Origin of the sequence: Pelotomaculum schinkii (assembly GCF_004369205.1) — a bacterium.
Taxonomy (GTDB): domain Bacteria; phylum Bacillota; class Desulfotomaculia; order Desulfotomaculales; family Pelotomaculaceae; genus Pelotomaculum_C; species Pelotomaculum_C schinkii.
This window is the reverse complement of record NZ_QFGA01000001.1, coordinates 1,327,289-1,354,126: the sequence shown is the minus strand read 5'-3', so window position 1 is coordinate 1,354,126 and position 26,838 is coordinate 1,327,289. Positions and strand designations below refer to the sequence as shown.

General features: G+C 45.2%; 34 protein-coding genes, 2 pseudogenes and 1 riboswitch. Of the genes and pseudogenes, 27 read left to right on the top strand and 9 right to left on the bottom strand.

All coding sequences use genetic code 11. From position 1 onward, the window contains the following. Positions 1-19 precede the first annotated feature (19 nt). The gene (locus Psch_RS06455) at positions 20-265 is read left to right on the top strand and encodes a hypothetical protein (protein ID WP_190239559.1); all 246 of its coding nucleotides are present in this window, start codon (positions 20-22) and stop codon (positions 263-265) included. Positions 266-774: 509 nt separating this feature from the next. On the opposite strand, the gene Psch_RS06450 is transcribed toward Psch_RS06455, so the two are convergent. The 3 genes from Psch_RS06450 to Psch_RS06440 form a co-directional block, all read right to left on the bottom strand. Continuing rightward, a complete protein-coding gene (locus tag Psch_RS06450; protein ID WP_190239558.1) occupies positions 775-1,599 on the bottom strand; it encodes a TIGR03943 family putative permease subunit in 825 nt (274 codons plus the stop codon). A 115-nt stretch (positions 1,600-1,714) separates the two neighbouring features. After that, the gene (locus tag Psch_RS06445; RefSeq protein ID WP_243124038.1) at positions 1,715-2,533 is read right to left on the bottom strand and encodes a permease; all 819 of its coding nucleotides are present in this window, start codon (positions 2,531-2,533) and stop codon (positions 1,715-1,717) included. Positions 2,534-2,772: 239 nt separating this feature from the next. Further along, positions 2,773-3,687: a metal ABC transporter substrate-binding protein gene (locus Psch_RS06440; protein ID WP_134218066.1), complete on the bottom strand. Its 915-nt coding sequence runs from the start codon at positions 3,685-3,687 to the stop codon at positions 2,773-2,775. A gap of 817 nt (positions 3,688-4,504) precedes the next feature. Here Psch_RS06440 and Psch_RS06435 point away from each other — a divergent pair. From Psch_RS06435 to Psch_RS06375, 14 genes are all read left to right on the top strand, one after another. After that, positions 4,505-4,723 carry a hypothetical protein gene (locus Psch_RS06435; RefSeq protein WP_134218067.1) on the top strand — a complete coding sequence of 73 codons (219 nt, stop codon included), beginning with the start codon at positions 4,505-4,507 and terminating at the stop codon, positions 4,721-4,723. 52 nt (positions 4,724-4,775) lie between these two features. Then, positions 4,776-5,843, top strand: coding sequence for a 6-hydroxycyclohex-1-ene-1-carbonyl-CoA dehydrogenase (gene had / locus Psch_RS06430; protein ID WP_243120542.1), 1,068 nt, complete (start codon positions 4,776-4,778; stop codon positions 5,841-5,843). 60 nt (positions 5,844-5,903) lie between these two features. Continuing rightward, complete coding sequence (locus Psch_RS06425; RefSeq protein ID WP_134218068.1) at positions 5,904-6,695, top strand: lipid II flippase Amj family protein; 792 nt, start codon at positions 5,904-5,906, stop codon at positions 6,693-6,695. A 98-nt stretch (positions 6,696-6,793) separates the two neighbouring features. After that, on the top strand, positions 6,794-7,057 hold the full coding sequence (locus Psch_RS06420) for a type II toxin-antitoxin system Phd/YefM family antitoxin (RefSeq protein WP_134218069.1): 264 nt from the start codon (positions 6,794-6,796) through the stop codon (positions 7,055-7,057). A gap of 58 nt (positions 7,058-7,115) precedes the next feature. Beyond that, on the top strand, positions 7,116-7,352 hold the full coding sequence (locus tag Psch_RS06415; RefSeq protein WP_205079508.1) for a type II toxin-antitoxin system RelE/ParE family toxin: 237 nt from the start codon (positions 7,116-7,118) through the stop codon (positions 7,350-7,352). Between the two features lie 289 nt (positions 7,353-7,641). After that, positions 7,642-8,046 (top strand): hypothetical protein, encoded by a 405-nt coding sequence (locus tag Psch_RS06410; RefSeq protein ID WP_134218070.1) that lies wholly within the window; start codon positions 7,642-7,644, stop codon positions 8,044-8,046. Then, positions 8,043-8,171 (top strand): hypothetical protein, encoded by a 129-nt coding sequence (locus Psch_RS21370; protein ID WP_282432431.1) that lies wholly within the window; start codon positions 8,043-8,045, stop codon positions 8,169-8,171. Before Psch_RS06410 ends, Psch_RS21370 begins: the two co-directional genes overlap by 4 nt. Positions 8,172-8,340: 169 nt before the next feature. Then, positions 8,341-8,709 carry a DUF1841 family protein gene (locus Psch_RS06405; protein WP_134218071.1) on the top strand — a complete coding sequence of 123 codons (369 nt, stop codon included), beginning with the start codon at positions 8,341-8,343 and terminating at the stop codon, positions 8,707-8,709. Continuing rightward, positions 8,678-8,821 carry an SEC-C metal-binding domain-containing protein gene (locus Psch_RS21620; RefSeq protein WP_205079511.1) on the top strand — a complete coding sequence of 48 codons (144 nt, stop codon included), beginning with the start codon at positions 8,678-8,680 and terminating at the stop codon, positions 8,819-8,821. Before Psch_RS06405 ends, Psch_RS21620 begins: the two co-directional genes overlap by 32 nt. 349 nt (positions 8,822-9,170) lie before the next feature. Further along, complete coding sequence (locus Psch_RS06395) at positions 9,171-9,365, top strand: hypothetical protein (protein ID WP_190239557.1); 195 nt, start codon at positions 9,171-9,173, stop codon at positions 9,363-9,365. Positions 9,366-9,430: 65 nt separating this feature from the next. Beyond that, positions 9,431-9,655, top strand: a complete 225-nt coding sequence (locus tag Psch_RS06390) for a hypothetical protein (protein WP_134218072.1) — start codon at positions 9,431-9,433, stop codon at positions 9,653-9,655. Continuing rightward, the gene (locus Psch_RS06385) at positions 9,652-10,074 is read left to right on the top strand and encodes a type II toxin-antitoxin system VapC family toxin (RefSeq protein ID WP_190239556.1); all 423 of its coding nucleotides are present in this window, start codon (positions 9,652-9,654) and stop codon (positions 10,072-10,074) included. The genes Psch_RS06390 and Psch_RS06385 overlap by 4 nt, the downstream gene beginning before the upstream one ends. A gap of 69 nt (positions 10,075-10,143) precedes the next feature. Continuing rightward, positions 10,144-10,368, top strand: a complete 225-nt coding sequence (locus Psch_RS06380) for a hypothetical protein (protein ID WP_190239555.1) — start codon at positions 10,144-10,146, stop codon at positions 10,366-10,368. A gap of 729 nt (positions 10,369-11,097) precedes the next feature. After that, positions 11,098-11,553: a hypothetical protein gene (locus Psch_RS06375; RefSeq protein ID WP_190239554.1), complete on the top strand. Its 456-nt coding sequence runs from the start codon at positions 11,098-11,100 to the stop codon at positions 11,551-11,553. Between the two features lie 166 nt (positions 11,554-11,719). On the opposite strand, the pseudogene Psch_RS21615 reads toward Psch_RS06375, so the two are convergent. Together Psch_RS21615 and Psch_RS06370 are read right to left on the bottom strand one after the other, a co-directional pair. Continuing rightward, positions 11,720-11,965, bottom strand: a pseudogene (locus Psch_RS21615) (IS91 family transposase); the annotation flags it as partial. Between the two features lie 188 nt (positions 11,966-12,153). Then, a complete protein-coding gene (locus Psch_RS06370) occupies positions 12,154-12,795 on the bottom strand; it encodes a hypothetical protein (protein WP_190239553.1) in 642 nt (213 codons plus the stop codon). 151 nt (positions 12,796-12,946) lie between these two features. Here Psch_RS06370 and Psch_RS06365 point away from each other — a divergent pair. Beyond that, a pseudogene (locus tag Psch_RS06365) lies at positions 12,947-13,379 on the top strand (transposase); the annotation flags it as partial. Between the two features lie 298 nt (positions 13,380-13,677). Here Psch_RS06365 and Psch_RS06360 read toward each other — a convergent pair. Then, the gene (locus Psch_RS06360) at positions 13,678-14,076 is read right to left on the bottom strand and encodes a hypothetical protein (RefSeq protein WP_190239551.1); all 399 of its coding nucleotides are present in this window, start codon (positions 14,074-14,076) and stop codon (positions 13,678-13,680) included. A gap of 65 nt (positions 14,077-14,141) precedes the next feature. Then, positions 14,142-14,477: a hypothetical protein gene (locus Psch_RS06355; RefSeq protein ID WP_190239550.1), complete on the bottom strand. Its 336-nt coding sequence runs from the start codon at positions 14,475-14,477 to the stop codon at positions 14,142-14,144. A gap of 249 nt (positions 14,478-14,726) precedes the next feature. Here Psch_RS06355 and Psch_RS06350 point away from each other — a divergent pair, with 249 nt between their 5' ends. Further along, on the top strand, positions 14,727-15,188 hold the full coding sequence (locus Psch_RS06350; protein WP_190239549.1) for a DUF6147 family protein: 462 nt from the start codon (positions 14,727-14,729) through the stop codon (positions 15,186-15,188). Between the two features lie 23 nt (positions 15,189-15,211). Here Psch_RS06350 and Psch_RS06345 read toward each other — a convergent pair whose 3' ends face one another. Together Psch_RS06345 and Psch_RS06340 are read right to left on the bottom strand one after the other, a co-directional pair. After that, positions 15,212-15,997, bottom strand: a complete 786-nt coding sequence (locus Psch_RS06345; RefSeq protein WP_190239548.1) for a DUF4367 domain-containing protein — start codon at positions 15,995-15,997, stop codon at positions 15,212-15,214. Positions 15,998-15,999: 2 nt separating this feature from the next. Next, positions 16,000-16,584: an RNA polymerase sigma factor gene (locus Psch_RS06340; RefSeq protein ID WP_190239547.1), complete on the bottom strand. Its 585-nt coding sequence runs from the start codon at positions 16,582-16,584 to the stop codon at positions 16,000-16,002. 52 nt (positions 16,585-16,636) lie between these two features. Then, a riboswitch (cyclic di-GMP riboswitch) is annotated at positions 16,637-16,725 on the bottom strand. 132 nt (positions 16,726-16,857) lie between these two features. On the opposite strand from Psch_RS06340, the gene Psch_RS06335 reads away from it, so the two are divergent. From Psch_RS06335 to Psch_RS06290, 10 genes are all read left to right on the top strand, one after another. Next, positions 16,858-17,274 (top strand): hypothetical protein, encoded by a 417-nt coding sequence (locus Psch_RS06335; protein ID WP_190239546.1) that lies wholly within the window; start codon positions 16,858-16,860, stop codon positions 17,272-17,274. An 82-nt stretch (positions 17,275-17,356) separates the two neighbouring features. After that, positions 17,357-17,794 carry a type VII toxin-antitoxin system MntA family adenylyltransferase antitoxin gene (mntA, locus tag Psch_RS06330; RefSeq protein WP_243124036.1) on the top strand — a complete coding sequence of 146 codons (438 nt, stop codon included), beginning with the start codon at positions 17,357-17,359 and terminating at the stop codon, positions 17,792-17,794. After that, positions 17,787-18,233: a type VII toxin-antitoxin system HepT family RNase toxin gene (gene hepT, locus Psch_RS06325; protein ID WP_190239544.1), complete on the top strand. Its 447-nt coding sequence runs from the start codon at positions 17,787-17,789 to the stop codon at positions 18,231-18,233. Before mntA ends, hepT begins: the two co-directional genes overlap by 8 nt. Positions 18,234-18,802: 569 nt before the next feature. After that, positions 18,803-19,531: a DUF881 domain-containing protein gene (locus Psch_RS06320; RefSeq protein WP_243120715.1), complete on the top strand. Its 729-nt coding sequence runs from the start codon at positions 18,803-18,805 to the stop codon at positions 19,529-19,531. A gap of 32 nt (positions 19,532-19,563) precedes the next feature. Next, positions 19,564-20,274, top strand: a complete 711-nt coding sequence (locus Psch_RS06315; RefSeq protein ID WP_134219500.1) for a DUF881 domain-containing protein — start codon at positions 19,564-19,566, stop codon at positions 20,272-20,274. A 337-nt stretch (positions 20,275-20,611) separates the two neighbouring features. Continuing rightward, positions 20,612-22,744, top strand: coding sequence for a DUF3160 domain-containing protein (locus Psch_RS06310; RefSeq protein ID WP_190239543.1), 2,133 nt, complete (start codon positions 20,612-20,614; stop codon positions 22,742-22,744). After that, on the top strand, positions 22,745-24,394 hold the full coding sequence (locus tag Psch_RS06305; protein WP_190239542.1) for a CapA family protein: 1,650 nt from the start codon (positions 22,745-22,747) through the stop codon (positions 24,392-24,394). Beyond that, positions 24,349-24,666 (top strand): hypothetical protein, encoded by a 318-nt coding sequence (locus Psch_RS06300; protein ID WP_190239541.1) that lies wholly within the window; start codon positions 24,349-24,351, stop codon positions 24,664-24,666. The genes Psch_RS06305 and Psch_RS06300 overlap by 46 nt, the downstream gene beginning before the upstream one ends. 30 nt (positions 24,667-24,696) lie before the next feature. After that, on the top strand, positions 24,697-25,410 hold the full coding sequence (locus Psch_RS06295; protein WP_190239540.1) for a TolB family protein: 714 nt from the start codon (positions 24,697-24,699) through the stop codon (positions 25,408-25,410). Between the two features lie 48 nt (positions 25,411-25,458). Next, complete coding sequence (locus Psch_RS06290) at positions 25,459-26,826, top strand: TolB family protein (protein ID WP_134219495.1); 1,368 nt, start codon at positions 25,459-25,461, stop codon at positions 26,824-26,826. The last annotated feature ends 12 nt before the right edge of the window (positions 26,827-26,838 follow it).

Genomic DNA, 26,838 nt, shown 5'->3' with positions numbered 1-26,838 from the left:
AAAGTAAAGGTAGGTTAATATGAACATTTTTTTCAAAGCATTGTTAGTAATTCCTGTAATTTTCTCAATAAAAGCAGCATTAACCTTAAAGGATAAAGTAAATATGAAACGGTCCATTGATTTTATGGCGATAGGAGTATTAACATTAATATTGGCGGAAATAAATGCACAAGATGCTTTTAAAATGTTGGGTATAGGAATATTTTTATATGGCTTAGGAATTGTGACTTATTATAAATTTAAAGAAGGGCTAAACGATTCATAGTACTGATTGCCCTTGAAATAGAAGGCCAGAACGGGCTTCTATAACACCGTCTTCGGATTACACTTCATTGTTTATTCAGCTCAAAGAGCAGGAAGACATCTCAAATGTACGTGATGAAGTCCTAAAAATACTAGATAAATCAGCTAACCGAGTTCCGTTATGGAACGCCAAGCAAATTTAAGAGGAGAATAGATTTTCAGAACAAGATTTTAGTCCGACTTATTTCCAGTAGGCAACATTAGGGGGGCTACTCCTTAGTTGCCGGGTTAGCGATTTAGTAAATATCCTTTTCTTTAAATATGTTTTTCTCTTTTATCTACCAACAGAGATTACAAGAGCCAGGTTTACTTTACATTGCTTGCCAATAGTCTAGACAGTGTAACTTCAGAATGTCAATAATACGTTCTGTTATGGCGGATGGCAGAAGTATTTCTGTCCGTCAGCGGCGGTCGGTATGACTCTGTGTCAAATAACGCCGGCGTGGTAGTATAGCCATATGCTAAACATGATTAATAAAAGACAGGATAAATGTATGGATTCTGCGGCTCTTGCGCTGGGCTAAAAGAATTGATTGTAATTATGGGCACAGTACTGTCATTGTATTTCCCTGTTTTAATTATTCCCCTGATGATCAGCCAGCTGCCTTCTTTAAAATCGGCTGTATTCCCATATTCGCATAAAAACCCGCCCAATGAAGCGTCGGCGGAACAACATGTAATGATATAACGGCCCAGCACAAACTGGTTAGACGGCATGCCCTGTTCTTTAAAGACAAAGCCCAGCATGGTTATTTCCTTGCCGGCATATTGTTCGGGGAACATATACGTCTCTTTATTTACAATAGTAAAGTTTTCTTCTGTCACCTTGATCAGGCCGGCCTTACGTATTTCATCGATTTGCTCCTGCGCAGGGCTTTGCGCTTGCGGAGCAATCGGCGCTGCAGAGTCATAGGTGGTATTTGCTGAACCTGATTGCACGGTTGTTGCCGGTTGCGTGCTAAGGTTCATTCCTTTATTGGCGGCCAGGTTAGCGTCCAGGGCGCTGTTGGGCAGAAGAAAAGCCATTGCCAAAGTGAGCAAGAAAGGGAGATAGGCAAGTTTGATTATGTCCTGGCTGAAATTGGAGCGGCTATGGTCAAATGCTGATCGCCGCAATGAACTGCCGGCCTGCGCCAGAAACATAATAAATATTATAATTGCCGCTATTTCGGTAAGCCGCTCATAGCGGGGGTTAATATAGAAAATAATGTTATTGCTTCTCATAAGCCAAAACAGTAAAGCGCTGAATCCCAACAGGATTAGGGATCTAATAAAACCCTCTTTGTTGATTCTCATTTACATCACTCCAAAAAGGTTACATAATTGATCAGATAAGTACCGGCTAAAACCAGCAGAACAACAATTGAGACGAGCAAAACCACAAAACGGGCTCTAAAGGCGTGAAGCAGCATTAAAAGATTATAGGTCCGAATACCATAAAAGCCAGTAGTGAACCGGCAGTGAAGTTTGCTGAAAACGATGCTGCGATAAAGGCGTCTGCCGAAGAGCAAACAGAGACTCCAAAGGCGAAAGACATCATTGCCGCTATGGAGGAGAGTGAATCCTGTCCGATATGAAGTAGAATGTCACGTGATAAAAAAATTTGGGCAATTGCAGCCAGGGCGGCTCCCATAATCAGATATTTGCCCATGTCAAAAAACTCATCGCAGGCAATCGGGAAGGCGCTAATCAATTTATTCAAAAAAGCAGCGCCGGAGTGATGATGATTGTGTGAGCAGCCACAGTCACAGTGGTTTTGGAGCATACCTGCTCTTAATGCGCTTTGATCATACAGGCAACTAATTAACAATCCAGCGATGAACGAAACGAAAAAGGCCAACTCCAGCCGGGACCATACCATTTGGTGGTTGCCGCTGAACGCAACCGCTGTTGATGAAGCGACTACAGGGTTAATGATCGGCGCTGCCAGCATAAAAGTAATGGCGCTGTACAGAGGGACGCCTTTGCTTACCAGTCTGCGGGCGACAGGTACAATGCCGCATTCGCAAACGGGAAAAATTACTCCTATAAAGCAAGCCAGAAGGATGTTTAGAATTCTGTTTCGGGGCAAAAATTTGCTTATTGCCTCCTCAGATACAAAGTTTTGCAGAAAAGCCGACACAAGAACACCAATAAGAATAAATGGAAGAGCCTCAATAATAATACTCAAAAAAACTGTCTTGAAATTTAAAAAATTTGACCATGATATGTTTACTTTTTCTATAATCATCATGGAGTTAAAATATATTGTCTTAGTAAAAAAATTGAGTAGATGCCAGGTAAGGTATGTGCAAAACAGGAATAAAAAGAAAGAGTATGCGATCTTTTTGAAATTAACAGTTAGTATACGCAATTGCCTCCCACCTTTATTACGCCTCGTCCGTCAACAACCTCTGATCTGGGAAAATGAAAGGAGAACCCGCCGGAGTCCTCCTCCCAACATAATTTTCCATTGCATTTATAAGCCATTTATTTCAAGGCCTCTTCTAAGGTTTTCATGTTGCGTTCCATGATATTTAAATATGCGTCCAATTCCATGGGGCCTGAAACTACCGGGTCCAGGATGAACACTTTTGCCCCGGTTTCATTAGCGATGGTTTCTGCGGCTCTTGCGGAATACTGGGGTTCTGTGAAGAGAGCGTTTATTCCGGATTTCTTAATGATTTGGATTGTGTCGGACAATTCAGCGGCACTGGGCTCGGAACCAGGCTCCCTTTCGATCACAGCGGTGATGTTTAAGTTGAATTCGCTGGCAAAATAAGGGAAAGCTTCGTGAAAAGTGATGATGTCCCTTTTCTCCACACCATCCAGAGCCTGGTGCATCTTCGCTCGCAGTTCTTCCAGTTTTCCAACGTAAGTTGTGGCATTGGCGCTGTACTGGTCGGCATGATCCGGGTCAAGCGTGGCGAGTTGCATCCCAATATTCTTTTCTTGTTGAATGGCATTCGATATGCTGACCCAAAGATGAGGGTTGTCACCTTCCTCACCATCGCCTGTTATCAGTGGTATGTCTTTGCTAGCGTCAACAATTTTCAATTCCGGTAGCTGACTGACTACCTTATCCATAAATGCCTCCATACCGGCGCCGTTGATCACGAATATTTGAGCTTCGCTGAGAGTTTTCAGGTCTTCCGGCGTGAACTGGTAGTCATGCAAGCATCCCGTAACGGGTTTGGTCATATTGATAACTTTTACCCCTGGTACGTCTTTGGTAATATTTATGGTTGCTATGTACATAGGGTAAAATGACGTGACGATGGTCAGCGGCTTACCCTCCGCTTCTTTTTCCGCCGCCGGAGGTGTTTGTCCCTGGCATGCTGATAAAAAAACAGCAACGCTTGCAAGTAAAGTGACAATCAATAACAGTGATACCGGTTTGCGCATTTTATTAACTTCCTTTCATAATTACTTATTAACCATCAGGATATAAATGTTGCCATAACGAATGGATTGGACCACATATGCCCTTCCTCCTTCCAGTATTTTGCTGTCATCCACCTGTAAATAGTATTACATCCTAAATAATAATATACTTATTTACCGGTTGATATTACTATAACTGGCAAAATAATAATCGTCAAGTATCTGTTAAATTTTAGAAAAATTTTTATAGGGAAAATAACATGCCTGCCGGTTCAAAGATGTAAATTGGACCGCAGGTTAATGCATAAATCGCATTCGGTATTTGTTTTTATGAAAATTTTGATAAAATATTGCAAGGATATTTGCTAATTATGCTGAATTTACCTGTTAATTACAGGATTTGAGGCGCTTAATTTGAACCATGCGGACATGAAAAATAATTTTATCATTATTCTCTTGATAATTATGATTATATCTAACGCTTTTATGCTGCGATCCATATTAAATCTTGGTCAGCCGGTGATAAATGTTTCTGTCCCGTCGGAAACACCAATATCTCAAGTTGAATACAAGAATGGCCCATATATCTTGTCTTCATCCGGCGAGAACCTGTGGGTAATGAATCCCGAAACAAGAGTCATTAAACGTTTTAAAATTGCCAAAAACAATTCTGGAGCTGAGGTCATTGAGGAGGTTACCGCTTACCAATTAAGCAGGTAGGAGAGAGAAGGATAAGGTCTTTATACGGGCGCTTGCTCTGGTTAAACTGTAGAATCGATTAAAAGTAACACTTTTTAGTTGAGAATGAGTGAACTAAATAAAGGGGATGATGTATTAAATGGACAATAAGACTTTTTATGTCAAGATAAAAAAGAAGAAGCTTCTGACCAATCTTAAACTCAATGACATATACCCCAAACAACGCTTAATCGATGAGTTTCAAAGCGTTGTTGAAGAACTGGAAAAACAACCGGATGATTTTTTCCTTATCGACTTTATTACCTCGCCTTCTTTTTGTCTAACTATAACTTCATTTAAAGAGATGGAAAAACAATAAACTCTAAGTTTGATGTCTTTCTTCGAAATTGAGGCTAGAAGGTGGGAGTGAAGTGGTGAAAGCGCCAAATAAAATTGAGACCTGGCAGATGGTAGCCCCTGGTAAAATGGAGAGGGCCACTATTGACGTTCCCGAACTTAAACCGGGTGAGGTACTGGTTGAAATAGCCGGCTGCGGCATCTGCCACTCCGATATCAGATACTTCTATGGCTGCATGCCGATGGTGACGCCACGGACATTAGGGCATGAAATTAGCGGCACTATCGTTGCCGGCGATACCGATCTCATAGGTAAAGAGGTCATCGTCCCTGCGGTTATGCCGGACAATACCTGTCCTATCTGCAAGGCCGGGCGGGAGAACCGGTGCTTATCGGCGAAGATACCCGGCTACACTATGGGCATCTATGGCGGCAACTCCAGCCACATAGCTGTGCCCTCAGCAGATTTGTGCTACATCAAGGAGAAAAATGGAATACCACTTTCGCACCTCGCCGTGGTCGCCGACGCTGTCGCTTCTACCTATCAGGCGGTAAAAAGAGCGGATGTGCAGCCGGGAGACCTGGTGATTGTTGTCGGCGCCACAGGGGGCGCGGGTATCTACGCTACCCAGATCTGCGCTGCGATGGGCGCAAAGGAGGTCATCGGCATTGCCCGTAACCAGGCGAAGCTCAAGAGGGCGCTTAAATTTGGCGCCACCCACGTCATCAGTAGTTTGAATAAGACCGCCAAGGACGTGCGCAACGAATTTAACGCCTACTGCATGAGCAAGGGTATATCACCCTTTTACGGCTGGAAAATTTTAGAGTGGACAGGCGTCGCGGAGGGGCAGGAAATAGCCCTGGAGCTACTGCCTTTTATCGGCAAGCTGGTGATCGCCGGCTACGGGATGCATAAGAACGAGCTCTCCCTATCCCGGCTGATGGCTCTTGACGCCGATGTTGCCGGCACTTGGGCCTGCCTGCCCAAGTACTACCCGGAAGTCCTCGACATGGTGCTCAGCAGGACAATCCAAATTGAGCCATTTATAAAGATCATACCGATGAGCCGGATCAAAGAAGCTTATGAAGAAACGCGCCGGGGGAGCTTGATGCATAGAATTGTACTAACCCCTGATTTTTAGCCGAGCTGGATATAAATATGAATTAATTTTAGAAAAGAAACCATGGATAGGAGTTTAAGAGTGGAGAGGTATTTATGGAATTTAGTAGCGTTAACTTTTATTATTCACTTAATAGATACACTTTCTTACTCGGTTAGACTAAGCGCAGTTAAGAGCGGACAGTTTGCATTATCGACCTCCCTTTTCAATGTTTTTGTGCTCATCTCGCGAACAGCCAATATGCTGCAAGGCCCGCTAATTGGAGGGCTAATCGGCGTAAGTATTGTAATAGGCGTTGATCCGGTTAACGAAATAAGCAAAGTAATATTTGCTTCGACAGGCGGCACATTGGCCGGTATAATCCTGATCCCAACATTTCTTAGGGTTTTTCACGCCGCAGTAGCCAGGCTGGAGTCAACCGGCTCACTACCTTTACTCGTAATCCAGGGACTCAGTATCAACAATATAAAGCTGATTGCCAAAAACAGTATATTGCCATCCAAACAGACATTTGAAAGTATTCGGTGGCACGATATACCTAAAAGGTTACTAATTTTTAACACATTGCTTACAGCAATTTACACTGTCGGGGTGCTGGCCGCTTTCTATTCTGCAACGCTTGTTGCTCCAGAGTATCAGTTGGCGGCTTCTTCGTCCTCAGGAATGATCAACGGAGTAGCTACAATTTTACTGACCTTGGTTGTTGATCCCAAAGCCGCAATCATTACTGATCAGGCATTTAGGGGGGATAGGCCATACAGCGATGTAAAAACACTGGTTGTTTTATTAATCGGTACAAAATTGTTAGGTACGTTATTAGGGCAGATCATCCTGACGCCCGCTGCAAGTTTGATAGCGCACTTTTATCAATAGGATTCTTTACAGTGCTCCAAGAGACGAAAACGCAACGGTACCGTCTTGTGTTTGAATATAATAATGCTATAATTATGTACAAGAGAGGAGGTGCCTCTGTGCCGCAGATCAGACCGATTACGGATTTGAGAAATACCAACGAAATCTCGGACATTTGCCACGCCAAGAAAGAGCCGATTTTCATTACAAAAAACGGGTATGGCGATCTGGTAATTATGAGCATTGAAACTTACGAAGCCATGCTGGAAGAACGGGAGCTTGACACCGCCATCGCGGAAGCCGAAGCCGAGTATGCGTCTGACAGCCAGCTGTTCGATGCGAGGAAAGCCCTCTCCACATTAAAGAGGCGGCACTTTGGATAAATACGCCGTAAAATTGCTTTCCCGTGCCTATCGGGATTTGGAAGGCATCTAGGCCTACATTGCCGAAATACTGCTGGAGCCGAGTACGGCGCAAAAACTGCTGGACGCGCTAGAAGAAGCAATCTTCAGTTTGGAGGAACTGCCCCAGCGGGGCGCCCCAAGAAAAAACGGTGCGTATGCCAATAAAGGCTATCGCCAGCTTTTCGTCAAGAACTTCACCGTGATCTACCGTGTTGACGCGGCCAAGAAACAGATTGTTATCGTGACGGTGCGGTATTCCAAAAGTCAATTCTGATAAAATCACATAGCATACTCAAAAGCAGTCCATTCGTGGGCTGTTTTTGGGAATACGCAAGGAGAAATAGCCGGAGCCAGGAGACCTGCTTTGAAAGAACCCTGATTTCCGCTGGCGCTGAAAACACATTTGCGTCAAGCTGTGACGCCACACAGGTTATGGGTGGTGACGGGGTCAACCGTTTTTTTACCCGATCCAAAACATTTTTGAAGTCGCCAAAACGGATTTCATCGCAGGAGGGACCCTGGAAGCCTGCAGGCTGGTAGTATTTAGAAGCGGTCTCAAGCTGATGGCTAAAGACATGCAGATGCCTCGCCGGGTTATAAGCAAAACGCTGGGTGTGCCGGTACCGACGGCCGGTCCTGTTGAGAAGAAATTAACACTCAGCAAGGAAAATGTCCTGGCTATACTGGGCGAAGACTACAGGGTAAACCAGGGTCTGCATATGACCTTTGGCGATATCAACGCTGATGACGAGGGTCTGGGCAAGGTAATCGATGCTCTCCAGGAAAAGGGACTTGTTATGACCTACCGGAACAGGAAAGGTGTCGTAGAGCTTGTGAAGGCCAATTATAAAGGTTTGAAAAAAGCCTATCCCAAAGAACACTACAGGTGGGCGCCGGAATTTGTAAACTCCGCACGCGTAGCTCCCGTGACGCGTAGTATTCAGCTGCCTGATTTATCGGGCGGGTGAAAATCAAAGGACGCTGCACGAAGATAGCCGCCATTCCGATTGAGCTGCGCCCGGTGCTTTGCCGGCTGTTGAGCCGGACAGAGGTTGAGCATGAAGTCTGCCCGAGCCAGGGTGAAATATTGTAATAATGCCGGGGACAGGATGTTACACGGTCCCCGGTTACATTACCAGCAAAGGCTGGAAGCATGTTGCCAGACTCAAAACGTTGGAAAGATAAATCAGCCGAGATTAATTTGGAAATTAGACCACTTGGGGGGAAGGAATTGCAGAATGAAGTAACCACAGATTTAGCGTCTGCTTGCCAGGGAATTTACAGAAGACTGTTATATTGACGTTATTTTATCCGAGCATCCGGAATTAAAAGTCTTATCGGAGCACCGGTATAAGTTAATGTCTCCAATAGATATTAACGGCATAAATCCGGTACTGCATGTTTTATTGGAAGCTGTTGTGGAAAAACAATTGCAGGATAAAAATCCACCGGAAACAAAGGAAACGGTGGAAAGATTGGTAAAGGAAGGATTCTCCGGTCATGCGGCCAGGGCAGCCTTAGCTTCTCTGCTGATACCCTATATATTTAAAGCGTTGAAAGAAAAGGAACCCTTTAATGAAGAGAGTTTTGTAAACCGGGCTGGGGCGTACGCTCGGAAAGGCGGGGTGTAATGACCGTTGCCCTTGTGGAAGCGGCAAAAAATATAAGAAATGTTGTGAAGAAGTCAGGGAGTATCTGGAAGTAAACCACGGTACCGGTATGCTCATACTGGGTAAGGAATGAGGGAAATATTTGCAATCCCTACAATCGAAGGTGTTTACCATGTCAGACGCCCCCTGCAGTGGTTAAAACAGCAGCTCACCAAGAAGCCGCAGACTTTCCAGGAGCTTCATCCACAAAGATCAGTTGCTGGCAAAAGTATGAGAAGCCTCTGGAGCTTTCGGAATTACTACAGCAAAACTTCATACAGTACGACGGTACCGGTCCGGTGCCCAGCCAAATCCAAAGTTACCTAAGCACTAACTTTAAAGATCTTCGTGAGCTAGATAAAGAAGACCCCAGGCCACAGGCTAAAGCCAAGTACCGCTGGTATGTACCGGATCCCAAAAACAAGTTGACTTAGAGAAACTGCGTGCGCGAATTTGCTTTCTATATGGAAGAAATGAAGAAAAGCAAGAAGAAATTAAAGCAGTTCCGTACCGAGGCCATCCGGGCCGGCTTTAAGAAGGCCTGGGGAGATAAGGATAAGGATTATCAAACTATCGTAGACATTGGCCAGCGTCTGCCGGAAAGCCTCCTGCAAGAAGACGGCGATTTCATTTTATAAGCATATCATTGACTGGCTGCTGCATTGTGTTATGATGTAATTACATCATTAGGGAGGATGATACAATGCTGTTAAGAACACAAATTATGCTTGAAGAATCACAACACCGTTTTTTAACTGAAGTTGCCAGATTGAAGGGTATAAGTTTATCTGAGGTAATCCGGCAGTTGATCGAGGAAAAGCAGAGAGAGATTTCACTGGCCCAGGCTGAAGGAGCCGTGGATATGAGTAAGGGTGCTGTCGCTGGAGATGGTGGTAATGTTCACCATGACGAGGTTTTATATAAATGAGGCGAATATTCATTGACACTGGCGCCTGGTATGCGCTAAAGGATTCAAGTGATCCTCACCACCAGGCGGCCATTGATTTTTTTACCAGTATGCGGGGTCAGGTCTTATATTTTACATCTGATTATGTTGCTGACGAGGCCATTACCTTGGTAAGGTACCGGTTAAAAAACCATCGCGTCGCATCTGAAATGGCCCGCGAGCTTTTTACGGAAAAGGCGGCCAAAATGATCTTTGTCTCTTTGGATCATCACGACAGGGCACTTGAGATCTTTGCCAAATTTAGCGATCAGGAGTTTTCCTACACTGATTGTACGAGTTTTGCAATAATGGAAGCCATGCATATCAATGAAGCACTGGCCTTTGACAGTCATTTTAATTTTGAAAAACTTGGTTTTAGTCAGGTAATAAAGGACAGGTGACCCCTTTTGAGCACGTGGCGCGATCAGGTACTGATGGATTTTCAGTAACCGGCGCCACCGCTTTCGCTGGTGGCGGACCCGGATTATTTACTGCTGGATGAAATCCTCCTGTCTTCCTTAAAGGACAGGCAAGTGGAATTCATCCAGTACGGCGACCCGGTGGCCTTTCGATACCTGTTTGAATCCAGGTATCGAAAGGCATTTGAGGAGCGAAGCCTAAGGTTTCTGGTACAGGTAAATGATGTTCCCCTGGAGCAAATGCCTTATGATCTACTGCAAATGGGCGGAAACTGACCTACCGGATGCAAACTATTTCCGAAGCTGTCACCCAGGTAGTTAAACAATTGCTCTTTCCTCTAGTTTTTGCACAGCAAATGCCATAGACTCAAAATTGCGAAAATTTCAGCCTGTTCAAATACGTCTTATTATCTTGCAAGCGGCTTTAACTCTTTCTGTTCTATATATAATTTCCGTCCTGGTCTATGCATTTTAAGATCAGACTATATTGTCCCTGGTTAATGTCCCTGATATATTTAGTTACTATGGCTTCTTTTTGGTCTTGTTGCTTTTTATATTTTTTCGACAATATTTTCTTGGTTTCTTCCTGCACTTCATTTTGAATGAAATATATATATTTTTTTGATTTGCAAGTAACAGACAGGTTCATAAATAATATTAGATAACCGGCCTACTTGAATAAAACATTCAGTGAGTCAAGGAAGCGCCCCCCTGACTCACTGATCTAACTAAAATAGTTACCACTGTCAAATGGTTTAAGAATCGTTTGTTAAATACTGTATTAATACGATTGAGCTTGAGGTTTGGGGACATTCTTACGGAAAATTTTCATAATTTTGGGAACCAAAAACCGTTTTCAATCGTCTTAATGTAAAAGCATTTTTCCAACGGATGGAATAATAGAGCTATAATCTAACATATTCAAACCGCATAGCTGCAGCAAATTGAAGGATTATTTCTGTTTAGATTACCAATAAAAAAACATTAAAATTAAGAAGGAGAGTTATGTTAAAAATTAGTCACTCTAAATGGGAGTTAATAACACTATTTACTATTTGTATATGTTTATTCTTTTCAATACAAGCCTATGTCTCACAGCGTGTCGAACAATCGGCCCGTAACGCGGTTGAGGCCTTCTTAAATGCAGCATCGGAAAAAGATTTCAATGCGTATGTAAGCAATAGTGTTGATACGCTACCATTATCTGTACGCCGCCAACTGTTTGACGATGAGTTTGACAATGAGATCGATAATTTTGTGGGATACCAGATTGAATCTGTACAGAAGGTTGACAACAAACATGCAACCGCAATAGTAGAAATACGCGAAAAGGATCTGACATTAACGATGAAATATCCTGTTATCTTCGATGGGGAAAAATGGGTAGTAGATCTTGGTAACTCAGAAAATATAGCTCAGTATTCCAGCGATGGCAAAAAGATATTTCCCGTTTTCAAGTAATAGCCAAAATAAGCCCCCGTATTCCAGCGATGGCCTTTGAGATTTGGTTTTTCCCGTATATAACATGTATTTTGCATATCGTGGATACTTTTTCCATCAAATTGCCTCGATTTAGGCCCACCTGCCCCCTCCCCACAAATAAGTAATATACCCAGTAGATACAGTATCATGGTGAAGCACATGGGGATAACGAGTGCACTGTCGGGATTTTACCTCCCCCGCATACCGGATAAACCGTTACATCCCTGTCCGCAAGAAGTCAAAGAATATCAATAGTTTTGAGACCTTCAAATTTGGGTGTGTAAACAGGGCTGCCGGTTAGCTTTCTGCACAGCTTAAGTTTGGTTTTTTTGTTCCGGTTGACCAGGAGCCCATAATGCCTGATTTTGACAAACTTTTTCGGAATTAGATTTTCGTCAGCGCTTTCGGACCTGCCGGCACCGCATAAATGGCACAAACTACTTCAAAAAAAACAATCACCAACATCAAAAACACAATTTCCCGCAATCTCTTCATACCACTAGAATCATTTATTGTCCTAACATTCCAGTAATGGATATCGGACAGATAACTATTGAGGTTGACATTTTACGCTGGGTTTTAATACTGCTCGAAATCAATTCTGTATCCATTTTTTGTATTTCCAATAAAATTATCCTTATATCCAAAGAGATCCAGTTCTGTCACCTTTGTATCACCTTGAATTACCATAATAAAATTATTTATGTTCTCTAGATTAATAATTTTCTTCCTCCCGTCAATTGTTGTTACCTCAAGTTTTGCCGGTTCTATACTAATTCGAGAAGATTCAGTTTGGTCTGGATTCATAAAATCAGAGTATACGTCACCATATAGAATAATATATGCTTGATTGTTAAAAAAAATTTTTTGAGCAGTGGCTATTATGGGGGTTGCTGAATTTTGATGAGGACGACAACTAATTACTTCCTTAATCGAAGGATTAATCCGATTTGATACTAGATAGAGATTACTAGTAACTGCATCAAGTTGGGTACGTGCATATATTATTCCCCCCCTTCCAATTGGTGACTCGGCAAGCTTTTCAATCTTAAGGTTGTATCTTATGCTAAGAGCAGTTCCTGGTGAGTTGTTCTTTGTTAAGTAGTCAATTGCCAATTCCGTTAGTAATTGGTCTGAAATATTAATTGGTAGTTTTTCTAATCCAACCCATATACCTCCAGCCACCATAACTATTAAAAATATAATTAACTTTTTAGGCAAAATAAAACACGACCCTCTTAATATACTTCGATATTCTTTAAATAATTTTCTTAATTAAAAAGTTATTAAATTATTAATTTGGGAGCAGAACAAACTATAATGCTCCCAAGAGGTGAGACACAGGATAAGAAAAATAAGTTACAATGGGAGCATGAAAAAGCGTAATCAGTATTCAGCCGAGTTTAAAGCCAAGGTAGTCCTGGAAGTTCTCCGGGAAGAAGCCACTGTCAATGAGATAGCGTCTAAATATGGCATTCATCCTGTGATGGTCAATCGCTGGAAGCAGGAATTTGTAGACCGAGCTTCGGAGGTGTTCAAGAAAGGCCTCTCAGAAGCCGAAAAGGCTCTTGAAAAAGAGCAACAACATGTGGCAGAACTGGAGCGTAAAGTTGGTCAGTTAACATATGAAGTTGACTGGCTTAAAAAAAAATCTGACGAAATCCTCAACCGTAAACGACCGTAAGGCCTTTGTTGAGCTTGGCCATAAAAATATCACGGTAAAGCGTCAGGCTGAGTTGCTGGGGCTCAATCGGAGTAGCGCATATAGGAAACCTCCCGTTAGGACAATCAGTGATGAGGAGTTATAATCTGGACCCCTTTGGATAACGGTTGCAAGGTAGAGATCAAACAAAAAAATTGAACACTAAAAATATACTGGTGCCGCTGCCTGATTTTTATCGAGCGGGTGAAAATCAAAGGACACTACACGAAGATAGCCGCTATACCGATTGAGCTGCGCCCGGTGCTTTGCCGGCTATTGAGTCGGACAGAGTTTGAGCATGAAGTCTGCCCGAGCCAGGGTGGAATATTATAATCTATGTTCGTAAGCTGTGAGATTGCGATGCCCTGGTGTTTTCAATCAAGGCCAGCTCGTCTTCTACTTCATTCTTTACGAGGGGTAATCTCTAATACAAATTTCGTATAAGGTAAGTATTTTATTTGGTAGTAAACTCCTATCTTTGGCTTGCATAGAGTATTTAAGGAGAAATCATATCCTTCTACGTTTATAGAAAAACCGTTAATCCAATATGGCCAATTTACGTGTATCACTTTCCCCTCGACAATTTTTGTTTTTCCTTTAACTAGTGCTATCAAATCAGATAATCTGGGGAAAAAAATTTTTGCCCCCAAAATGGTAGCCAACAACAGCATTATAAAAGCAATATAGTCTAATGAATCCCCCTTGAAAACGCAAAACATCTCAACTATTATAAATATTAGAGGTATTAAGAAGATAAATATATAAAAGATAAATGTAATAATAACCCAGCCGATAACCATGATTATTCTCCATCATACTTAAGGTATTCTATTTACAAATAACATTAAAGAAAATTAAAAACAGACTAAAAAATGTTATAATCGCAAGAAGCCGTGAGAGCAGCCCAACCAGGTTCATTTGCATACCCCCAACCAACAGCACAACCACCTGGCACAGGAGAAATACTCGCGCCGTGGTTAGCCCAAGTGAAAGTTTTATTTGTCCCAATGTTGACCTGTGTTGGATTAGACGCTAATATGCTGATTTCGGTAGGTCTATTCATATCTGCTTCAAGTTGATCTAACGCCTCGCTGGCACTTAAAGTTGCAGTATTCTTGTCTTTAGTTTCAGCAGCAACTGCGGGCAAAGAAATTATTAGAAACATTAATATTAAAAAAAACAGCATTAAAGTTCTTTTCATTATTTAATTACCCCTTCCTTTTAAGATGTTTTTAATATTAATCGAGAAAAAAACTAAACCACTGCTTACACCCCCTACAAACGTATTGCTTTGCATGCCTGGAAAATGCATTCACATTAAGACGAATGAAAACGGCTTTTGGATCCATAGATTGGAAAAAAATTAAAAAAATTTTTTTCTATACAAGGATCCTAAACAAACTTTTAGACGTCACTAATGTAGTAAATTGTTTTAAGGGGGGAGAATGGTTTGATGAGGTTTAAGAAGTGTGCTTTTTTTGTACTGCTGGTGGGTGTTTTACTTGCGGCAACCAGCGTTGCCTTTGCTGCTGATCCCGAAACTAAAGCGCCTCCGGGAGCAAACGAGCCATTTAAAGAAGCAGGCATTGAGTCCTTGCTTTACCTGCAGGATTGGGGGTGCGACATAAATTATGCGGGTGACGGTTACCTGAATATTAACGGTTTCACCCAGGCTTATCAGACAGTGGATTACATCATGGTCAGGCTGTATCTACAGCGCTGGGACGGCAGCAATTGGGTCGATATGGCGAGTTGGCCCTTTGAGCGGTATTCAGGCTCATATGTAGCCGGGGCCAAAGATCTGCAGGTGACAAAAGGATATTATTACAGGACAAAGGCCACGCATGGCTTGACCGAAAATGGTTATAACGAGTCGGCGTCATCTTATTCCGGATATATTTATGCGAATTAAATAAGGGCGCGTTAAGCGCCCTTTCACATGGATTCGATTATTTTCAAGGCATCTTCTTTCGGGATAGCTCCCTCCAGCGTATAAATTACACCCTGTTTTATCCAAAAAAGTTTTATCGAATTATTTTTAAAAGTGACAAGCTTGCCGTTGTTTTCCCCGGCAATAAAATCTTCTACGGTGGTGTCTTCCAGGTCGTAGCCGTACCCTTGGGCGTATCCACCGGGTGAGTTAACCTGCGTAAACAAGAAGTAACTTGCATCAGAGCCGGTAAAACGCATCGTAACTTTTGCAATTGGTTTTACCATTTCCTGAAATTTGACCGTATCAAGGGTAAAGCCGGGAGGCAAATATTCAGGAATCGCTAAGGGGTAAGGAGAAACTGCCCTTGCTTCATCTATTGAAACGGTAATTTCCTGTCCAATCTCAACTTCCCTGATTTCCTCACCGGGCGGGGTCTGGCCGGGTTCATTATGTTTGTATTCAGTCCTGACATTCATCTGGGTGCCGCTGAGCAGGGTCTCAACAATATTCACTATTTTTACGCCTAACGCTCTGGCCTTTGTTGGGAAAGAGACGGAAAGGGTTCCGGCTAATAGCAGCATAATACCTGCCGCTATGGCCAGGCGTATAGGTAATAGATTTTTGCTTTTTCCTGCGGGATGCTTTAGGATATCGGACTGCTGCTCGTGCAGCTTTTTTTCAAAACGCGCCCAGGATTCTTCCAGCGGGGGAGGAGCAGCCGATTCAACCATTTCCCGTACGCTGTCTTGAATTAGTTTTTCCAATTCAATGCCGGAAGGCTGCTTCATGCCTACTTCACCCCTTTCCGGTCTGGTAAACTGCTTACATTTTGGCGATTAAGATTTTCCGTCTCTATTATTTTCCTTAATTCCGCCCTTGCTCTAATCAGGCGGGATTTAACAGTACCTAGCGGTATACCGAGGATTTTACTTATTTCTTCAATTTTCAGGTCCTGATAATATTTAAAATAAATAACTATTTTATAATCTGGTTGAAGGCGCTCGATATACTGTTTGATAGTTGTCTTATCTTCATTAGCCAGTAGGGTTGTTTCCGGGGAGCCCGCCTGATTGTCCGGGCAAACATCCCTGGCCCCGGCGAAAAGACCGCTCCTGGAGTGGCGGCGGATGATATCCCTGGCCGTGTTGGAAGCCATACGGCATAGCCAGGCTTCCAGTTTTGAGGGGTCTTCAAGCTGTTCAATCCTGCTTGGAAGTTTAAAAAAGACTTCATGGACGGCGTCTTCAGCCAGGCTTGGGTCGCTGGTGATAAAAAAAGCTGCCTGATAGACTGATTTATAGAAAAGCTCGTAGACCAGCCGTAAAATTTGCATATCACCGTTTTTTAGTTTTTGCACAATTGTTTCTTCTTTCAAATTCCAAAACCCCTCCCTAGGCTTTTCCGGGCAGGGAAGGCTGCTTTATCCGGACGGCAGCCTGGCGATCATAGTCTCCCTGCGGCTTTAGACCCATGGCTTTGCGTCCCCGACTTTCGTACGGGTTTGCCTTTTCTTGTTGATTATGGATTCTACAAAGAAACGACTTATCCCTCTAAGGGTCGAATAAGTTCGGCGGAATAATCCATTATTGGCTGTTTTTGGTGAACCTGTTTGCTCTATGCCCATTATGAAAAAAAACGGGGGAAGGTTTTGAGTTGGGTAAAAACTTTCCCCATTGAAATGCAAATCAAGGTTAACTCCGAAGTGTTATCCGTGGATTTTGCCAGTATGCTTCTTATTACCGGTAAGATCCAGGAGAAAAACGCATTGAGCAGGGCCTTTGCTACAACAGTGAAGGAACCTGGAAATAATGAAATCTGGTCAGTGGATCTTTCTGGAAAGGGACAGCTATTGAAGCTGGCGGACGGGCGTAATCCTTGTGGTTTCCGGGGAGGGGTGCTGTATGTATCTGATCAACGCAGGCTCATGTATCTTCCGCCTGGTCAGGGGGAAGCTTATCCGGTTTTGTCAATGCATTGGTCAAATTGGTGGGGAGCGCTGCGTCGGTCGGAAGGCGTATGTGGAAAACAGTTTACTTACCCCTGTTGCGGCGCTTCGCTGATTTAGCCAAACGCTTGTCCATTAATTCCATGATCTGGTATAATAACTTTAGTATTAAGTTTGGAGCAAAAGAAAGCGATTGATAGTAATGGACTTGGATACGCTCTATAGGCCTGGCTTTAAAAAAATTTGTCAGGATCACGGTATTTCTATGGCCATACTCTTTGGCTCACAGGCTACTGGAAAGGCAATCGAGGGAAGTGATCTTGACCTGGCGGTCTGGCTTGAAAAGCCTGATTTGTTATCAGGTTCGCCCGAGGTTTCCCGTGCTAGAAGGCATATGTTGCGGGATTTCATTAATTATCTTGGAACAGGAAATATTGATCTGGTCATTTTAAATCATGCTTCCCCTATACTTAAATTTCAGGTAGCCAGAAACGGTAAGCCGGTTTACCAAAAGGAAGCTGGAATATTCGCCGGTTTCTGCTCCCGTGCCTTGAGAGAACATAATGATGCCCGTATTTTTTATCGGGCAACCGAAGAATATCTACAGAAAGCAATTAAAAGGAGAGGAAAAGGTGGTTGATCCCTTAGTTGTCAACCGTAAGCTGCAGAAGCTGACCGGCTATCTAATAGAGCTAGAGAAAATGAAAGAAATTACATTAGAAGAGTACCGGAGCGATTTTCGGCATCGCCGGACTGTAGAGCGCTTAATTCAACTCATTGTAGATGTAGCAGTAGATATTAACACTCACACGATAGTCGATGCCGGGAAACCTCCCCCTGCGGATGCATTCAACTCTTTTCTGGAAGCAGCAGAGATTGGACTTTATCCAAAGATATTTGCAAAAGAGATCGCTCCATCCACAGGGGAGAGAAACATTATTGTCCATGATTATGAAAGTATTGATGATACAATTGTTTTTGAAAGCATATCAGAGGCTATTGAATTATATTACCAATATGTTAAGTATGTTTCCGAGTATAACCGCAAGTTTATGAAGAGCAATCCCAAGAAAAAATGAACATGAAAGATCTTTTTGGCCGACCAGTTGTCGGGCATAATCTAATCAGACGGTGAGGACTTTCTTGTTTAGAACAGCCCTCATCTTTTGTTTCCAATGCCGAAATATTCTTTGTCTCTAAAATCCATATACGATACCGGCAAATGTGGGTATAAAGAGCAGGGCGGAATAGTAAGCATGTGTGTAGGCCCCGTTTATCTCGTTAAAAATTAAAAACCCTGCTATTGTAATTGCAAATAACAAAGAAAAAATTATAGATTCTACAAAGAAACGACTTATCCCTCTAAGGGTCGAATAAGTTCGGCGGAATAATCCATTATTGGTTACTTTTGGTGAACCTGTTTGCTTCTCATACCGTCATAGTTTTTAGGGAGGATAAAAAAATATAACCCTTATAGAACTTTTTGGTTGTTTTTGGTGAACCTGCCTTGCTGTTTAACCGTCATACTTTCAGGGTCGAATTCTTTGATCTGCTGGAGTATGACGGTATTATTTTTTACTAAACCAAAGGATTCTTCAATTCCTAAAAGAATAATCCTTGTAGGTTGGCAAAGATAAGGGGGCAGCGGGTGAGCGCAGTGAAGAGAAAAAATTTCTACTGGTCGGTGGCCCTGGTAAGCCTTGCTATTGGAGTAATTCTAGCTGTGCAATTCCGCATGACCAGGGACATACAGCACAATGAAGCTATCCGGAGAACGCAGGAATTAGCAGAACAGGTGGACCAGCTAAAAAAGGAGCACGATGTTCTTCAACCGCAATTAACAAGGATGCGCGAGCAGCTTGAAAGTTTGTCCACGGGACCCCTTGCGACTCAAATTAAAGCAGAAATGGAACTCGCGACAATTTTTTCCGGTTTAACCGAACTTACCGGCAAAGGCGTGGAAGTGACCTTAAAAGACAGCAATGTCTCACAGAAACTCACCGACAATCCCAACCTGTATATCATACATGATGAAGACATATTAAAAGTAGTTAACGAACTCAAAGCGGCAGGGGCCGAGGCTATCGCGATAAATGGTCAACGCCTGGTAGCCAGCACCGAGATCGTCTGCAGTGGTCCCGCCATCAGGATCAACAAAAAAGCTCTTGTTCCTCCTTTTGTCATAACCGCCATAGGCAGCCCTGAAACAATGGAAGGCGCCTTGAAAATGAGGGGCGGGGTGGCTGAGTACCTGCAGTTTTTTGGCATCCAGTTTTCAGTTAAAAAGCTGGAGCAGCTTACAATTCCCGCTTATTCCGGAAGCATCAAAACAGATTATATTATTGAAGCGGATGCTGATACCAGCTTGGCGCAATAAATTTTAGAATAGCGTAAAAGAGAGGGCTTAATTTGAACAGGGCTTTTATGTTTTCTATCAGCTTTGTAACCATTGTACTGGGGATGATGCTGGGCGTTCAATTTCGTACTACCAGCAGCGCCGGCGATAACGTTGTTCCCCGGGACAGGGAACAGGAATTAGCCCTGGAGAAAAAAAATCTGGTAGAGGATTTGTATAAGCTGCAGGTGGAGATTTCGGAGCTATCGACCAAACTGGAGCAGGCCGGGATAGGACAAAGAGAGGCGGATGAGGCGCTGGAAAGAGAACTTGACAAAATAAAACGGTTTGCCGGCTTATCACCGGTGTCCGGGCCTGGAGTTGAGCTGGTTGTGAAAAGCCGCATGGAGAAGGCCGGACTTGGCGCCGCCGATGTCCCCATTATCGCTGACGAACAGCTTTTAAAAATGGTTAACGAGTTATACAGCGCCGGCTCGGAAGCTGTCGCCATAAATGGCCAGCGGATCACGGCTATCAGCGAGATACGACTGGCCGGCAACCACATCAACGTCAACGGGACCCCATTATCAGCTCCTTACCATATTTCCGCTATTGGCGACGCCTCCGCTTTAAAGAGCAGACTGGAGTTGAGAGGAAGCCTTGTCGATATTTTAAGAGAGTCCGGTATTTCGATTGAAATAGAGGGAAAAGAAGAAGTTGCGATACCTGCTTATATGGGTGAATTATACTTTGAACATGCAAAGCCTGTGAAAGAAAAAATTTGATCGGCGTTGTTATGAACTGATTTCACATGACCGGTAATGAATAATCCTATGAAAACGCATAAGCGTTTTTAGGGATAAGTTACCTGTAACAAACGATTCTTAAAACCATTTGACAGTGGTAACTGTTTTAGTTAGATCAGTGAGTCAGGGGGGGCCTTGACTCACTGAATATTTTGTCCAAGCAGGCTGGTTATCTAATACTATTTATGAACCTGTCTGTTCCCTGCAACGTCAAAAATATATATATACATATATATAAAGGAAAGAGCATTTATCAGTTTATGGCATAAGGGATGATTGGGCGCCCGAAGTAAATATTAGAGATGAGGTGTGATCAATGAAAAGGTTATTGTTGATTCCATGCGGTTTAGTTTTGCTCCTGTTCCTGACCGCTGTAAGCGGCTGTTTCAACCAGGGAAAAGCATCTCAAACACCGGGTGTGATCACCTCCAAGTTTGCCACCTATGAAGAGGTCGAGGTAAACGCAACTCCGGCTGTAAAACCTTACAAGGTTGACCGTGACCTGGGCAATATCACCAACAAAGACATGTTTCGCCTATCCCCGGCAGCCACAGACCTTTTAATCAAAAACGGCTTTGTGGTGGTTCCCACCAGCTATGAAAAAGAATTTTTTTCACTCTATGAAAGAAACCGCTACGAGCCGGTGCCGTTGTTTGTCACCACCGATTCGGTGCTGCATAACTACCATTTATTCTTCGATCACCTGCTGAGAGTTGTTGAAACCGAAAGACTCGCGCCGGAGCTGAAGGAACTCAATAAAGCGATGCTTGCCCAGGCGCAAAAGCAGTACGAAGCTCTTAAGGACACTGACTGGGAAAACGCCGCCAGGAGAAATATCGGCTTTTTTGCAGTGGCCGGGAAACTTTTAGACCCGGGCGTGCCGGCGCCGGTGGTAGTAAAGAGTGAAGTGGAAAACGAGCTGGCCTTGATTGAAAACCACCAGGGCATTGCAGTTTCACCGTTAATGAACATAGGCGTGAGCGGTGATTCCGGCGACCTTCTCCGGGAGGATTACTCACAATACATACCAAGGGGACATTACGAGAGGACCGATTTGCTTAAAGCTTATTTTAAATCCATGATGTGGTACGGCAGGCTGACCTTTCGCGTAACAAACGAATACGAAACAAAGTCGGCTGTCTTAATCACCCTGGCCTTAAACCAGGGGGAAAACAGCCGGATGTGGGACAGGATCTATGCTACCACCAACTTCTTTGTCGGTAAAAGTGACGATATCGCATATGATCAGTTGAAAGAACTGGTTGAAAGAATATACGGCACGGACGCCGGTCTGCAGACGGTGGTTGACGGTCCTGAGAAGTGGAACGAGTTCTTAGCGGCTGCCGGGGAGTTGGAGCCGCCGTCCATAAACTCCATGCCCGTTATTGACGCAACATCGCCGGCTGAACGGGAAAAAGAGAGCAAGGGCTTTCGGTTCATGGGACAGAGATTTACCCTAGACGCTTCTGTTTTCCAGAGGCTGCTTTACCCGGAAGTCATGGAAAACAGCCAGGGTGAAATGAGGGTGCTGCCCAGGGGGATGGATATTCCCGCCGCCATGGGTTCAGCCCAGGCTTATGATATTTTAGAATCGACAGGGGAGACAGATTACCGGAACTACCAGGAAAATATGGCCAAAATGAAAGCATATACCGCGGATTTGAGCAAGGAGACCTGGACCGAAAACCTCTACTGGAACTGGCTGTATACGCTTATGCCTCTGACCTGGGAAAAACCTGCGGGGTATCCCTCCTTCATGCGCAATCAGGCCTGGGAAAGAAAAGACCTCAATACCTATCTGGGCAGTTGGGTGGAGTTGAAGCATGACACCATTCTTTACGCCAAGCCGGTTTACGCTGAGGCCGGAGGCGGCGGGGAGATTATTGACGACCGCGGTTATGTCGAGCCCAACCCTGATGTTTACGCCCGCCTGGCCTCTCTGGTGAACATGACCGCCGGCGGCTTGCAGGCGCGCGGGCTCTTGAACGACAGGGATAAGGAGAGCCTGGAAAGGATGGAGGAACTGATCCTGGCCTTAAAAACTATTTCAGAAAAGGAATTGTCCAATACCCCTTTGACCGATGAGGAATATGACTTAATCCGCTCTTATGGCGGTCAGTTGGAGCACTTCTGGCTGGAGGCCCTGCGTGACGAGGGCATCGACCACCGCTCCGCGATATTTGACCGGCCGGCCGCGCTGGTGGCGGACGTGGCCACCAATCCCGGCGGCGGACAGGTGTTGGAAGAAGCGACAGGCAACGTATTCGAGATCTATGCTGTTGTTCCGGTGGACGGCAAATTAAGGATCGCCATCGGCGGCGTATATTCTTATTATGAATTTCCCTGGTCACTGAATGACCGCTTGACCGATTCCAAGTGGCACAAGATGATCAATGACGGCCAGGCTCCCCCGCTGCCAGGTTGGACCAGCGACTTCATTGCGCAGTAAATGAAAAGGTTTTTGATAATCACCATAATCATTGTGCTTGGCTGCCTGGGCTATCTGGTCAAGAAAGATTTGCTGCCGGGAGCCTGGGGCAATAGCTCACCGGAAGAAAATTTCGCGGCTTTTAAAGCGAAAAAGCTGAAGCTGCCAATCAGGACGGAGCCGGTCTGCCTGGTGGCTGTAGGGGATATTATGCTCTCCCGGGGCGTGGCCGGAGAAATCAAAGAACACGGGGATGATCCGCGCCACCCCTTTTTACAAATTGAAAAATACTTAAAGAGCGGCGATATTGTATTCGGCAACCTGGAGAACCCGATCACGCCGGGCAGGGAGATCATGATGCCGGAGATGACCCTGCGCGCCGATCCGGGAGTGGAAATAGCCCTGAAAGACGCCGGTTTCACGGTCCTTTCCCTGGCCAACAACCATTTGCCGGATTTTGGCTCCCAGGGCGTGCTTGATACTGTACGATATCTGAATAACGCGGGTATTGGGCATACAGGCGCCGGGGAAACGGAAGAAGAGGCCTTTGCCGCGGAGTTTATCGAAGTAAAAGGGCTGCGAGTGGCTTTCCTTGCTTTTACCGATCCGGCCATTGTCCCGGATTCCTATCCGGCCCGGTCAGATCATCCCGGCGTTGCCTTTCTCAACCAGGAAAAGATGAGGGCGGCCGTGCGTTATGCCGGGGAAAAGGCGGATTTTGTGGTGGTGTCCATGCACGCCGGTACGGAATACGAGACCCGGCCGGACCTGGCGCAAACCAGGTTGGCCCGCCTGGCTGTTGACGCCGGGGCGGATCTCGTCCTGGGGCATCACCCCCATGTGGTACAGAAAATAGAGAAATACAAAGGAAAATACATCTTTTACAGCCTGGGCAATTTCGTTTTCGATCAAAAGTGGTCTCGGGCTACCCGTGTTGGGCTGGCGGCTAAAATATTCATCACCCCCGAAGGTGTGGAGAAGTTTGAATTACTGCCCGTTTTCATCAATGACCAGGACCAGCCGCAAGCTTTGGAAGGTGAAGAGGCTGAAATGGCTTTGGAAAATACCGGATTAAGATTGGAAGATACAGCTATCCCGGCTTGGGATCAGGAAAGCCGGGTTTTCAGGGAAACCAAGCGGTATGTATGCTATGCCCGGAAACCTTTGCTGGAGTGCAGGCTGGCGAAAAACCTGCAATTTGACCTGGATCAGGACGGCGCCTGCGAAGACTATACCTTGCAGGACGGGAAATTAAAGGTCGCGACCGGCGCCCAAATTATCTGGGAGTCGCAGGATGACTGGTGGGTGGATGATTTTTTTCTGGGTGACGCTGACAATGACGGTGTATTTGATTTAAATATGCTGGTCTGGAAGTCAGGCAGTTTCGGCCGGCACAAGCCCTTCTGGATTGCCGGCGACGACCCGGACGTCAAGAACCATCTATTTATCTTTAAACCGGCCGCGGGTTCCTTTAAACCGGTGTGGCAGTCATCCAACCTGGACCGGCCCAATTATGAGGCGGCCCTTGCAGATCTTGACGGTGACGGCAAAAATGAGCTGATTGTCACGGAAGGAGACTATACCGATCCCGCTAAGAGGGATGCAGGCCTCTGGAAGTGGAACGGTTGGGGGTTCAGCAAGATTGCTTATGGCGAACCGCAAGATTTTTAATTGCTATTGACTGGTTATCATATTTGGCCTGTTATTTTTTAATTATTAAAGGATGTGGTGAAATGATGTCGTTATACTTAATCATTTTATTTGCAGTCGCAGTCGGCTTGTTTTATCTTGCTTACAGGCTATTAAGAGCAGAAAAAGATGTCGCTTTAGAGATACTAAGGTATGTTTTTGTCATTATTTTATCATATCTTGCAGTTTGCGCTATTATTGCCGCTCTGGGGCAAGTTATACCTACTAATAGGGGGATGGCAAACTTCTTTTAATTGCGCAAATCGGTCATGGGGGTTAAAAGCATGGGTGAATTTCAAAAGCATGGCACAATGGTGATTTTTTTGCTTGTAATGATATGTTCCCTATCCTTGGCCGGTTGCGGGACGGGACTAGGGGCGAAAGACCTTGCCGGAGGCGTGCAGGTTGCGTTACATGCAACGGAAAATACAGAATTTCCCGGCCGGCTGGCTGTGCTCAAGCAGGGAGACCTGTGGGTGCTGGAGAGCGGGAGGGAGCCGTTGCGCTTGACCGGCGACGGCTGCAGCAGTTCTCCCGCCTGGTCCCCGGACGGGCAATGGCTGCTCTTTTACAAATATGACCCGGCTGAAAAATGGTCGAGAAATTACTCTTTATGGGTGGCTCGCGCCGATGGCGGAGGGGTTTTCGGCCTGGAGCCGGGAGGGCAGGTGCTGGACGCCCGGTGGTCCCCTGCGGCGAACAGCATCGCCTACCTTATTGTAAAACCGGGTGAAAGTGTAAGGAGCGGCGAATTCAAACTGGCCGATGTCGGCGACAAAGGTCCCGGGGAACCGCTTTTATTGAAGGAAGCGTCTGAAAAAATAGTGAATTTCTGCTGGGTACCCGCCGGCGACAGGCTGGTTTACACGACGGCGGCCGAAAATCCAAATGTAAAAGAAAGTCCCGCCATCAAGGTTATGCCTGCCAGGGGAGGCGAAGCCGAAACGATCCTGGCCTTGGAGCCGGAATTTTCACCTGAGGCAGGACATCCCCCGTGAATTTCTTCTTATCCGGGTGGTCTCAAGTTTTCTCCCAACGGGCATGACTTGAGCTTTTTTAAATACCCTTCCTCTGCATCCTTGACTGCCGACGGGGTAAGTTTATATGTAACCTCAATAGATGGAGAAGCTCCCCGGCAGCTGGCAACCATGCTTGCTTACCCCGACTGGGTCGACTGGTATTGTTATGGTGACTCTGTGGCGTATATTGAAGGCAGCGGCAGGGAAGCGCAGTCCAACAAGCGCCTCTCGATCATGCCTGTTAACAGGCCGGACCTGGCGGTGACGGTGACTCCCGAGGGCTATGTGGACCGCGACCCGGCCTGGTCACCGGAAGGAGCGTTCATCGCGGTAAGCCGGGCGAAATCTGCGCCGGAAATTAGTCAGCCCGAGGAATGGCCGTCGTCTGCAATCTGGCTGGCGCAGCCGGACGGTTCCGGGGCGAGAAGAATCAGCGACGGCGACGGGACGCCGGGATATTCCGACTGCCATCCCTGGTGGGCCGGGAGCGGCCGGAGCCTGATGTGGGTGCGGGTGCAGGGAGAAAAAGCCTCGATTTGGCAGTCCGGAGCGGACGGAGAAAATATTGGCCAAATTTTTGATGAATTGGATATACCCCAGAGCTATTACGGCGCCTATAAATGGGATGAGGTAGTGGCCTGGTATCCTGGCGGGTTTTATCACCCCCTGCCTTTTCCCGGCAACCAGGTAAGAGACGTCAGAGCTATCGGCGACAGCTTTATACTGGTAGAAAAGGGGACGTCCGGCGACCATGATTTTTACCTCGATCACCCATCATTCAACGGTATGAAACACATCGTCTACTTCATTGAAACCGCCAAATTCAAAGAATACAAAGACGGAGAACTTGTGTTTACCGCCAGAGGGGGCAGCGATACCGGCAATTACCAATTTCCCTACCTGTTGACTTACAACCCCGACACGGAAGAATTGAGAAGGGAGGAGCCGTTCCTGCCCTTGAACGAACAAGAAGATATTGCTTTCGGGAAGGACGGCTGGAAGCAAATTCTCACTAATATTGAAATTCAGGAATCGGCAGTTGTTTTCGATTTCGAGGCGGCGCCGGGAGAAGTGCTCGCCGGCGGCAGCAGGCTGCCGTACACAACGGTCCGGTATAACGAACAATCAAGTGATTTGGTATTCAGCTTTTTAAATGTGGAACCGGCCGACAGTTTGAAAGAAAAAACAATTATCGAGAGCCCGGGCTCGCAATACGTCAAAGAGATCAGGTTGGAACAACTAACGGGATCTCCGGGCGATGCGCAAAACCCCGCTCAACCGCCCGTGGTCAAAATACGTATAGTATTGACCGGAACGCCTCTGTATAAAGCCGAAGCGTCATTCGCCAAGGAGAGCATATATGCTGCCAACAGTTGTACGGTAAGATTCCAATAAGGGAGGTGAAAA